5 protein-coding genes are annotated in these 11,185 nt (G+C 37.9%); 4 read left to right on the top strand and 1 reads right to left on the bottom strand.

Annotated elements, in window-relative coordinates; translation table 11 throughout:
• The first annotated feature begins 261 nt into the window (after positions 1-261).
• The 4 genes from B9O19_RS10080 to B9O19_RS10095 all read left to right on the top strand — a co-directional run bounded on the left by B9O19_RS10080 (position 262) and on the right by B9O19_RS10095 (position 9,662).
• Positions 262-2,634 (top strand): phosphoketolase family protein, encoded by a 2,373-nt coding sequence (locus B9O19_RS10080; RefSeq protein ID WP_102366290.1) that lies wholly within the window; start codon positions 262-264, stop codon positions 2,632-2,634.
• Positions 2,635-2,861: 227 nt separating this feature from the next.
• On the top strand, positions 2,862-4,832 hold the full coding sequence (locus B9O19_RS10085; RefSeq protein WP_102366291.1) for an alpha-L-arabinofuranosidase C-terminal domain-containing protein: 1,971 nt from the start codon (positions 2,862-2,864) through the stop codon (positions 4,830-4,832).
• A gap of 678 nt (positions 4,833-5,510) precedes the next feature.
• Positions 5,511-6,554, top strand: coding sequence for a sialidase family protein (locus B9O19_RS10090; protein WP_102366292.1), 1,044 nt, complete (start codon positions 5,511-5,513; stop codon positions 6,552-6,554).
• A gap of 12 nt (positions 6,555-6,566) precedes the next feature.
• Positions 6,567-9,662 (top strand): glycosyl hydrolase, encoded by a 3,096-nt coding sequence (locus B9O19_RS10095; RefSeq protein ID WP_102366293.1) that lies wholly within the window; start codon positions 6,567-6,569, stop codon positions 9,660-9,662.
• 75 nt (positions 9,663-9,737) lie between these two features.
• Here B9O19_RS10095 and pdxR read toward each other — a convergent pair whose 3' ends face one another.
• Entirely contained in the window at positions 9,738-11,102 is a 1,365-nt protein-coding gene (pdxR, locus tag B9O19_RS10100; protein WP_102366294.1) for a MocR-like pyridoxine biosynthesis transcription factor PdxR, read from the bottom strand.
• Positions 11,103-11,185: the final 83 nt, after the last annotated feature.

Raw genomic sequence — 11,185 nt, forward strand, 5'->3', positions numbered from 1 at the left:
ATTTTTTTATTGTGATTTTACACAGAAAATTTGTCAATTTTTTGGTTATTTTAACATAAGTTAAAAAATTATGTAGAATGTTAAAATTTTATCAGTCTGACTCTTGACATTAAAAAATATCATGATATTATTATATTTGGATTTCACTGGTTGTTTGAAATATATTATTAAATTATATTTTTGATACAAACTGTGAATGTAAAACATAGAAAATAACTGAAAAACAATTACTTATTATAAAGACATTTTAGGAGGTATAATATGTCTAACACAAAAGAGTGCGATAAGTTCCTTTCACAAGAGTATTTGGAAAAGATGGACGCTTATTGGCGCGCAACAAACTATTTGGCCGCAGGTCAGCTTTATCTTCTTGATAACCCTCTTCTCCGCGAGCCGCTTACAATGGAACACATAAAGAAAAAAATAGTAGGTCACTGGGGTACTGTTCCGGGTCAAAACTTTGTTTATACTCATTTAAACCGAGTTATTAAAAAGTATGATCTTGATATGATTTATATTTCAGGACCTGGACACGGCGGTAACTTTATGGTTGCCAATACATATCTTGAAGGTTCTTACAGCGAAATTTATCCAAATATCAGCCGTGATACTGAAGGAATGCAGAAATTGTTTAAACAGTTCTCTTTCCCGGGCGGTATATCCAGCCATGTTGCTCCTGAAACTCCTGGATCAATCAATGAGGGCGGAGAGCTTGGATATTCACTGGCTCATAGCTTTGGAGCTGTTTTTGATAATCCTGATTTAATTACCGCTTGTGTAGTTGGAGACGGTGAGGCCGAAACAGGACCTTTGGCAACTGCATGGCAGTCAAATAAGTTCTTGAATCCTGTTACAGACGGTGCAGTTCTGCCTATTATGCACCTTAACGGATATAAGATCAGCAACCCGACTATTTTCTCACGTATTTCACATGAGGAAATACAAAAGTTCTTCGAAGGCTGCGGTTGGAAACCGATTTTTGTTGAGGGCGACGACCCGATGACAATGCACAAGCTTATGGCTGAGGCTCTTGATTCTGCAATTGAAGAGATAAAAGAAATACAAAAGAATGCAAGAGAAAATAATGACAGCACGCGTCCGATTTGGCCTATGATAGTTCTTAGAACTCCTAAGGGCTGGACTGGACCGAAAGAGGTTGACGGACAGAAGATTGAAGGTTCGTTCCGTGCGCATCAGGTTCCAATCACTATGGAGAAACCTGAACATCTTGATCTTCTTAAAGAATGGCTTCTCAGCTATAAGCCGGAAGAACTCTTTGATGAAAACGGACGTCTTATACCCGAACTAGAGGAACTTACTCCGGACGGTGACAGACGTATGGGAGCAAACCCGCATGCTAACGGCGGTTTATTGCTGCGTGACCTTCGTATGCCTGATTTCAGAGAATATGCTTTTGATGTTCCAAAACCGGGCGCTGTAGAAGCTCAGGATATGATAGAACTCGGAAAGTTTGTTCGTGATATATTTAAACTCAATGAAGACAGTAAAAACTTCCGTATTTTTGGCCCTGATGAAACAATGTCAAACCGTCTTGGCGCTGTGTTTGAGGAGACGAACCGTGACTGGAATGCTGAAAAGCTGGAATCTGACGAGTTCCTGGCAAGCAACGGAAGAGTTATGGACTCAATGCTCAGCGAGCACATGTGTGAAGGCTGGCTTGAAGGATATTTGCTCACCGGACGTCATGGATTCTTTGCAAGCTATGAAGCGTTTATAAGAATAGTTGATTCGATGTTCTCACAGCACGCTAAATGGCTGAAGGTTACATCTGAGCTTCCGTGGAGACAGAAGATTGCGTCTCTTAACTATATCTTGTCATCAAACGTTTGGCAGCAGGATCACAATGGATTTACTCATCAGGATCCGGGATTTTTGGACCATGTTACGAATAAAAAGGCTGACGTTGTACGCATGTATCTCCCGCCGGATACAAACTGCCTGCTTTCATGTTTTGACCACTGTATCAGAAGCCGTAATTATGTAAACGTTATGGTAACGTCAAAGCATCCTCGTCCGCAGTGGCTCACTATGGACCAGGCTGTTAAGCATTGTACACAGGGTATCGGCATTTGGGACTGGGCAAGCAACGAGCAGGGGGACGAACCTGACGTTGTTATCGCATGCTGTGGTGATACACCGACTTTGGAAGCTTTAGCCGCAGTGACAATACTCCGTGAGAATATGCCGGAAATAAAGATTAGATTTATTAATGTTGTTGACTTGATGAAGCTTCAGTCACATGATAAACATCCTCATGGATTGACAGATACAGAGTTTGATACATTGTTTACAAAGGATAAGCCGATAATATTCGCTTTCCATGGATATCCGACTCTTATCCATGAGCTGCTTTATCATCGCCGCAACCGTGACTTATATGTTTGCGGATATCAGGAGGAAGGAACAATCACAACTCCGTTTGATATGCGCGTTCAAAATGAAATCGACAGATTCCATTTGGTTCAGCAGGTAATTTATCATCTGCCTCAGCTTGGCAACAGAGGAGCTTACTTGGTTCAGAAGATGAATGATAAAATTGTTGAACACAAGCAGTACATTGCAGAATACGGTGAAGATTTACCGGAAATCAGAGACTGGAAATGGTCTGAATAAAATTTATAAGTTGAAATAAAGGCTGGATATTCCGGCCTTTATTTTTTTGTAATCGGAAATAACTCTGGCAGCATATTTGAAGCTTAATGAGCTTTACAATTATAAGAAGATAAGTTACTTGTAAGTATAAAATATTAAGATTATTTTGATGTTTAAAAATATTTTGTTTTAAGTTATTGAATTTATAGTATAAATCAAGTATACTCATATCAAGGGAGGAAAAATAGATGACGGACAATAATTTTAAGATAAATATTACTTCTGAAAAAGGCGTTAATATTCAACCCAACATGTATGGATTATTTTTTGAAGATATTAACTATGCGGCAGACGGCGGAATATATGCCGAAATGATAGAAAACCGTTCTTTTGAACAGATAATGCACAACGACTGTGATGGAGGTACAAAGGAAACTTATAGAAGCCCAGGATATGCCTGGAGCGCTGTCGACGGCGTTATGCATTACAAGACAGAGAATGGGTTAAATGAAATAAACCCTCATTACCTTGAGTTTTCCGGACGCAAGTTTAAGAATAAGGCCTATGAAGGTATGTATGTTGAAGCCGGAAAAAGTTATAAAGTATCATTCTACGCCAAAGCAGACACATATAATGGAACGGTATCTGCTTCGGCGGTAAATAATGGAATTGTTGCTTTCAGTGGAATAATAGCAGAGAGCGTCACAGGTGAATGGAAGAAGTACGAATCAATATTGACTGCGGAAGTCAGTATACGATATGGTGACTTTGTGATTTCTTTAGAAGATGTCGGAACGGTTTGCTTTGACATGATTTCTGTAATCCCTTGTGACGCTGTGTGCGGAGTGTTCAGGCGTGACCTGGCGGAAATGCTTAAAGAGATGAAGCCGGGGTTTCTCAGGTTTCCAGGAGGCTGTGTTATAGAGGGATGGGATATTGAAAATCGGTATCAATGGAAACATACAGTAGGTCCTGCTCAGGAGCGAACTCAAAATTGGAATAGGTGGGCTGTATCTAAACGGCCAAAATATTTAGATTATAATCAAACATATGGTCTTGGATTTTATGAATATTTTCTGATGTGTGAGTATCTTGAGTGCGACCCTTTGCCTGTTTTAAATGTTGGGCTTTCGTGTCAATATCAGGGAAAAGAAACGGTTCCGGTTTATGCTGAGGATTCTGAGAAAGATATAGGTGTGGAGATAAACGGTGTTACGTATTCAACGGAATTTTATCAATATATACAAGACGCTCTTGACCTTATTGAGTTCTGCAACGGCGATGAAAGCACGCTATGGGGCGGATTGCGAAGTTCAATGGGACACATTAAACCGTTTAACCTTACATTGCTGGGTGTGGGAAATGAACAGTGGGAAGCTGACGGGAATCAGTGGTATGAGAGATATGAGGAGTTTGAGAAAGTTATACATTCCGTGTATCCGGATATAAAAATTATATCAAGTGCAGGACCAAGCCCGGATGGAGATAATTTTGACAGCGCATGGAAACGTATAAAAATGAATATGGCTGAAAATACCGGATTCACATATGCGGTTGACGAACACTTTTACAAACCCGGGGAATGGTTTTTAAATAATGATTTAAGATACGATGGTTATGATAGGTCAATAAAAGTTTTTGCCGGAGAGTATGCGGCAAAGCAAGATGGGAACACACTATATTCTGCTGTGACGGAAGCGGCGTTTATGACAGGTCTGGAGAGAAATGCAGACGTTGTATATATGGCAAGCTATGCGCCGCTGTTTTGCCGCATAAATTATATGCAGTGGGAAACAAATATGATTTGGTTTAATGACATGACTTGTTATGGAACCCCCAATTATTATGTTCAAAGCATGTATATGAACAACAGCGGAGATTATACTTTGAAATACAGTATAACCGGCAGTAATGATAAAAATTATTTATCTGTATGTTATGATAAAAATAGTAATGATATAATAGTAAAAATTGCAAATCCGGCTGAAAGGGATATTAGTGTGGTTTTGGATTTAAGTTCTTTCACCGAAACTACAGAATTTGAAAACTACGCTCATATTGAAATTCTCACCGGAGAAAGCGTCGGTTCCGAAAACTCAATTGATAATCCCCAAAATATAGCTCCAAAGCGTTCAGAAATAATATTGAATGATAATATAAAAATTCCATCTTTGTCATTTGCAGTAATACGAATACATATTTTAAATCAATATTTATAATAAAAAGTTTTTTAACTGTTTCGTTTTATGCTGAAAAGATAATAAAAATTTTAGACTGAAAAAATATGGATGTTTTAAGATTAAAATATTCTACAGGTGTTTTATCAACGTATAGAGAATTGGATTATGAAAAATCTGAATATTCTATAACTTTTAATAAAATAATTTATTTGATTTCTGATTAATATGTATATTAGATTTAATCAGTGCGTGTTCAGACGAGAGCTCACCTAACGCGGCGCGTTTTACGCGCCCTGCCGAAGTTCACTGATGCAATATTTAAATAGTAAATAAAGTCACAGGTTTATAATTAAAAATATTTTTTATACTAATTTAAATTTGTTGTACAAATAATGATTTGATTCTGTGACTTTTAACTGAAATATGTACCGGTTATGTATATTGCATTATATATAACTAGTATAAAATTGTAATATGTATTTATAAAGTTTGACCGCATTATGAGCATCCCAAATAATGACATTATTAGTAATGATAAAATGAGCTGATCTGTATAATACCCATCTTATAGGTTGGAGAATAGTTACAGCTTAGTCAAAGTTTCTAAAATAATGACATTAATTAATTCAATCATAAAGTTATAGCAATTTAATTTGAAAGCCATATATAATAGGTTTAATAAATTATTGAGTATATATAAAATAAGGAGAAAATAAAATGTTTAAAGTTAAAAAAGCTGTTAGAGAAGAGATTTTCGGTGATGACCGTGAGTTTGACAGCCCGCATGCGCCGACGGTACTGCCGCTTAAAAATAACGACGTGCTTGCGGCATGGTTTGGAGGCAGGTTTGAAAAGGACCCGGATACTGCTATTTGGACTGCAAAGAGATTAAACGGCGTGTGGCAGAAACCTAAAAAGACTGTGGATGTTATGAATATTGCTGCTTGGAATCCTGTGCTTTTTAGACTCAATAATGATAGAATTATTTTATATTTTAAATTAGGTCCTGAAATCCCAAAATGGCACACTGAATACGTATATTCAGATGATGAGGGCAAGACTTGGAGCAGCCCGAAAGAACTCGTAAAAGGAGATATAGGCGGACGAGGTCCTGTTAAAAATAAGCCTATATATTTGTCAGATAACAAGACTATTCTTGCGCCTGCTTCGCTTGAGGGGGATTCTTGGAACTCGTTTGCAGACATTTCGGATGATAATGGTGAAACATGGGAAATGAGCGAGTTTGTTCCTATCCGCAGAATAAATCCAAATGAGCGGAGAATTCGTGACAGGGTATATAACAAGACTTTTTGTTTTGGAAAAGGTATTATTCAGCCAACCATTTGGGAAGATGACGAAAATATTGTACATATGCTCTTTAGGAGCACAAGTTCAAGGATTTTTAAAAGCGATTCGTATGATATGGGGAGAACATGGAACTTAGCTTATGACACGGGGCTTCCTAACAACAATAGCGGTATTGACGCTGTTAAACTTCCGAATGGAACTTTAGTTCTTGCATATAACCCTAGGGAAAATATACCGGGAATGACAAAAGGCGCAAGAACGCCTATTATATTATCATATTCAGACGATAACGGAAGCAGCTGGAAAGAACTTTATATTCTTGAAAATTGCGACGGTGCATTTGCGTATCCGTCAATTGTTTGCGATGGAAATGATAAAATCTATGTTGTATATAGTGAAAACCGGGAGAAGATTATTTTTTGGAATATTGAATACGAAGAGACAGTCAACTAATCGGAGGCAGCTATGAAAAAGGTTGATTTTGATAATGAATTTAAAAATCCCGGTTCAGAGTATCGTTCAATTCCATTCTGGGCTTGGAATGATGAGCTTGATACTGATGAAATCAGAAGACAGATACGTGAAATGAAGTCCTGCGGTATAGGCGGATTTTTTATTCATTCGCGGGACGGTTTGGAGACTGAATATTTAAGTGATAAGTGGTTTGAATGTGTGTCTGCGGCTGTTGATGAGGCAAAAAAGAATGGTATGTTTTCATGGCTTTATGATGAAGACAGATGGCCGTCAGGAACCTGCGGCGGAAGTATAACTGCAACTGATAAAAACAGCTGTAAGGGGCTTACTCTTGAAGTATATTTTTCTGTTCCTGAGAAAATAGAAGGAAATGTACTTGCATTATATAAAACAAAAGTTTATGAAATGGAAATTTACAGTCTTGAAAGAATACGTTATGCTGAAGGTTTAATACTTAGTGATGAAGAGGCTTTGCTGATTGCGAGACTTGAAGTCAGCGGAAAGTCTGAATGGTTCAACAACTCCGCTCCTCCTGATAACTTGAGTTTTGATACAGTAAGTGATTTTATAAACAATACACATAAGAAATATAAAAAGGCGGTAGGCAGTGAGTTTGGCGTTACGATTCCCGGAATATTTACAGATGAGCCCAGCCTTGCGGACAGGCACGCATCGTTTAATCCAAATCGAAGCTGGATACCGTGGACTGAGGAATTTGAGAAATACTTTTTTGAAAAACGCGGTTATGATGTTTTAGATATGATACCATATTTTTATTTTAATGGTGAAAAGAGTGAAAAAATAAGACATGATTACTGGCGAACGGTCTCGGAACGGTTTAAGGAAGCCTATTCGGTTCAGATTGGAGATTGGTGCAGAGAAAATAATCTATTATTCACCGGTCATTTTTTGCAGGAAGATAAGCTGGGTTTGTCCTGCCGTGTGAACGGTTCTGTCATGCCCCATTATGCCGCTGAGGATATTCAGGCGATTGATATGCTCACTGAACGTGCAGAGGAATATATAACGGTTAAGCAGTGTTCGAGCGTCTCTAATCAGTTGGGACATGGGATAGTGTTATCGGAAATGTATGGCTGTACCGGCTGGGACTTTAGTTTTGAGGGACAGAAATGGGTAGGAGACTGGCAGTATGCGCTTGGAGTTAATCAGAGGTGTCAGCACTTGGCGCTTTATTCGCTTAGAGGCTGCCGCAAGCGGGATTATCCGCCGAGTATAAACTGTAACACCAGCTGGTGGAAGGAATATAAAACGGTAGAGGATTATTTTGCTCGTCTGTCATATATGTTAAGATGCGGAGAGCCGATAAGAACGGTTCTGGTTGTTCATCCAATGACAACGGTGTGGAGCCGGCTGGGATGCAGTCCTTATGGCAATCCAAAGAGGAATCAGGAGCGTGATATACCTAAGCTTAATGAACTCGGAGATACCTTTAATTCACTCGTAAAAAATCTTTGTAATAAGCATTATGACTGTGACCTCGGTGATGAGGTTATAATAAGCGAATACGGAAGCTGCAGCGATGATAAATTTGTTATTGGGAAATGTGAGTACAATACTGTGATAATGCCGTTTTGTGAAAACTTGCTTTCAGAAACTTACACAAAAGTTATGGAGTTTATGGAAAACGGCGGAACTGTGCTTGGACTTGCTCCGTTTCCGAGATTAATTGAGGGAGAAGTATCTGAAAAATTATCTTTGCTTATAAATCATCATAATTTTGTGAAACTGTTTTCAGAAAATGAGCTTATTAATTATTTGGATAAAAATGTTAAACGCGAAGTTTCAATAATTTATGAGAATGATAAAGAGGAAGAAAATATTTTATATCAGCTGAGATATGACGGAAACGGATATATCCTCTTTTTATCTAATAATGACAGGGAAAGCGCTCATGAGGTCAATATAAAGTTAGATGTTTTAGAGAACTTGGAACAGAATAATTTATATGTATATTCTTTAAATCTTTTAACAGGAACTTTAACGTCCTGTGATTTCAAATATGCAAAAGGCAGGGTATGTTTTGATGAATATATGCAAGGCTGCCAAAGCTCAATGTTTTATATTACCAATAAATATGTTGAATGCGGCAGCAGAGATGTTCAGATATGGAATGCAGAAGACAACCGGATTAAAACTGAAGAAATTCCAGTCGAATATATCGCATATGAAGCCGATACAAAAAATATTTTAGCTCTTGATATGTGCAGATATTGTATGGATGAAAAGTGGTCGGAAAACATAGATGTTTGGAAAGCACAAAAAGAAATCAGAGAGAATCTTGAAATGCGCCAAATTTATCATAATGGACTTGAACAAAGATACCGCTGGGTAAACACGCGTCATAAAAACGATGGAAAAGATGTTTGGCTGGAATTTGAGTTTAAATCTTTAACCGGCGTGGATGATGCAGAGTTGGTTATTGAAAGATCGGAATGCTTTAAAATTGAACTGGACGGAAAAATAATTGATAATAATTCGGTCGGCTGTTTTTTGGATAAATCTTTTAAATGTATTCAGCTTCCGAAAATAACTGAAGGCGTTCATAAACTGAGACTGCAATGTAATTACACAAACGATATGGAGCTTGAATGCTGTTATATATTAGGTGATTTTGGGGTATGCGCAAATCGTGAAATCATTAAAAAACCGGAATCTATTAGTTTGGGCGATATAACGGGGCAGGGATATTTTCATTATTGCGGAGGTATAGCGTATAAGTTTAAATGCTGTTTGCCCGAATTGCCCAATAAAGAAATATATTTAATCTCAAAGGATTTTGACGGAGTATCTTCGTCAGCTGTGATAAACGGCAGGGAGATTAAAATTCCGTGGAAAGAAGCCGGGATTGTGGCTGTCGGAAAGTTTTTACATGAGGGAGAAAATGAGATAGTTATAAACGTGTACGGAAGTCCTAGGAATATGCTGGGACCATTGCATATAACAAATAAACCGCTGGTTACAAAGGACAGCTGTTTCTGTCCTATGGGTGATAACTATTCACAAGATTATAATGTGGTAAGCGTAGGATTAATGAAACCGCCGAGATTGATTTATTTTAAAGATTAGTTTCTTTGATGTGATCCCAAAAAGTTAGACTATATAGCGCAGCAGTTTGATGACTGCTGCGTTTTTTATGCTGCTTTAGCTTAGTGCCTGTGCAATTCTTTGACAGGCTTCCTTTATTTGAGCTGTGGATAATCTTCCGGTACCAAGTAAAAATGTGCGTTTTGGAATCAGAGGCGACGGCAGAATGCTGTATTCTTTAATAGACATGATTTTTACTCCGGCCGCACTGATTTTGCTTTTTATTTCAGAGGATGACATGTCAAGATTAAAGGTTACGATTACGTTTGTGCTGTCTGATTTTGGGGATATTGTTATTTTTTTGCCTAACGATTCGATAAGTTCACGTTTTAATAGTTCGCGCTTGTCTCGGTATACCCGTCGCATGGTTTTATAATGCTTAGTATAGTATCCCTTTTCAATAAATTCAGCCAAAGCGTATTGGTCTGTTTTTGACGCAAAAGAAGAATAAAACTTGTGTTTTTTTCTCCATTTTGAAAGCAGTTCGTCCGGCAGTATCATATATGCGGTTTTCAAACCGGGACACAGCGCTCTGGAAAATGTGTTTAAAAAAATCACCTTTCCGTTTTTATCCATGCTGTAGAGAGTGTCAGATGAATCCCACGTGAGTTCGGAATCATAGCTATCCTCTATTATATATCTGCCGGGAGATTCAGACGCCCATTTAAGCAAATCCATTTTAAGCTCTTCGCTCATTTTATAACAGGTCGGATAATGGCAGTGGGGCATACAATAAAATATACTGCAATTTGATTTATATAAATCGTCTATATTTAATCCTGACATAGATATAGGTATATTAATAACGTCCGTGCCGCTGTCAGTGAAGGCGCAGTACGAGCGTGAAAATCCCGGGACCTCCATTCCAATTTTCCCAAAATCTATCAGAACATCGGCAAGCTGCGTCAACAGATACTCCGAGCCTGCACCTATGATTATCTGACGCGGAGAACATTTAATATCGCGGAAGGAATATAAGTATTTTGCGACAGCGGCGCGCAGAGAATGTTCGCCGTTCTTTTCGGGATGATTAAAAATGTCAATTCCGTCATTATAGACAATATTGCGGACAATTTTAGCATAACTGCTGCGTTTGAAATAAGTAATATCAACAGCGTTAGGCGTAAAAACATAGGTTTCGCCTGCGTCAATATCCCATGGAATATCCTCAAACTCACCGGAGTTAAATGAGACAAAATGCCCTTTTTTTGGTATTGAAATTATATATCCTGTGTCTGCCAGCATATTATATGCTTCATTGACGGTGTTTTGTGATACAGAGAGCTGCTTGGCTAATATACGTCTTGCCGGAAGTTTAAATTTGTCAGGCAGAAAACCATCGGAAATATCTCTTACTATAGCGTCATAAAGCTGGATATACAGGGGCTTTGACAATGATTTGTCCAAAGAAATATTTTTCATTCAGAATCCCCCAATAAAATATATTTATACTTAAATTTATTATATCATTACAATTGATTTTTGACAATACTTTGGTACTGTAA

The organism is Monoglobus pectinilyticus (genome assembly GCF_002874775.1).
GTDB classification, from domain to species: Bacteria; Bacillota; Clostridia; order Monoglobales; family Monoglobaceae; genus Monoglobus; species Monoglobus pectinilyticus.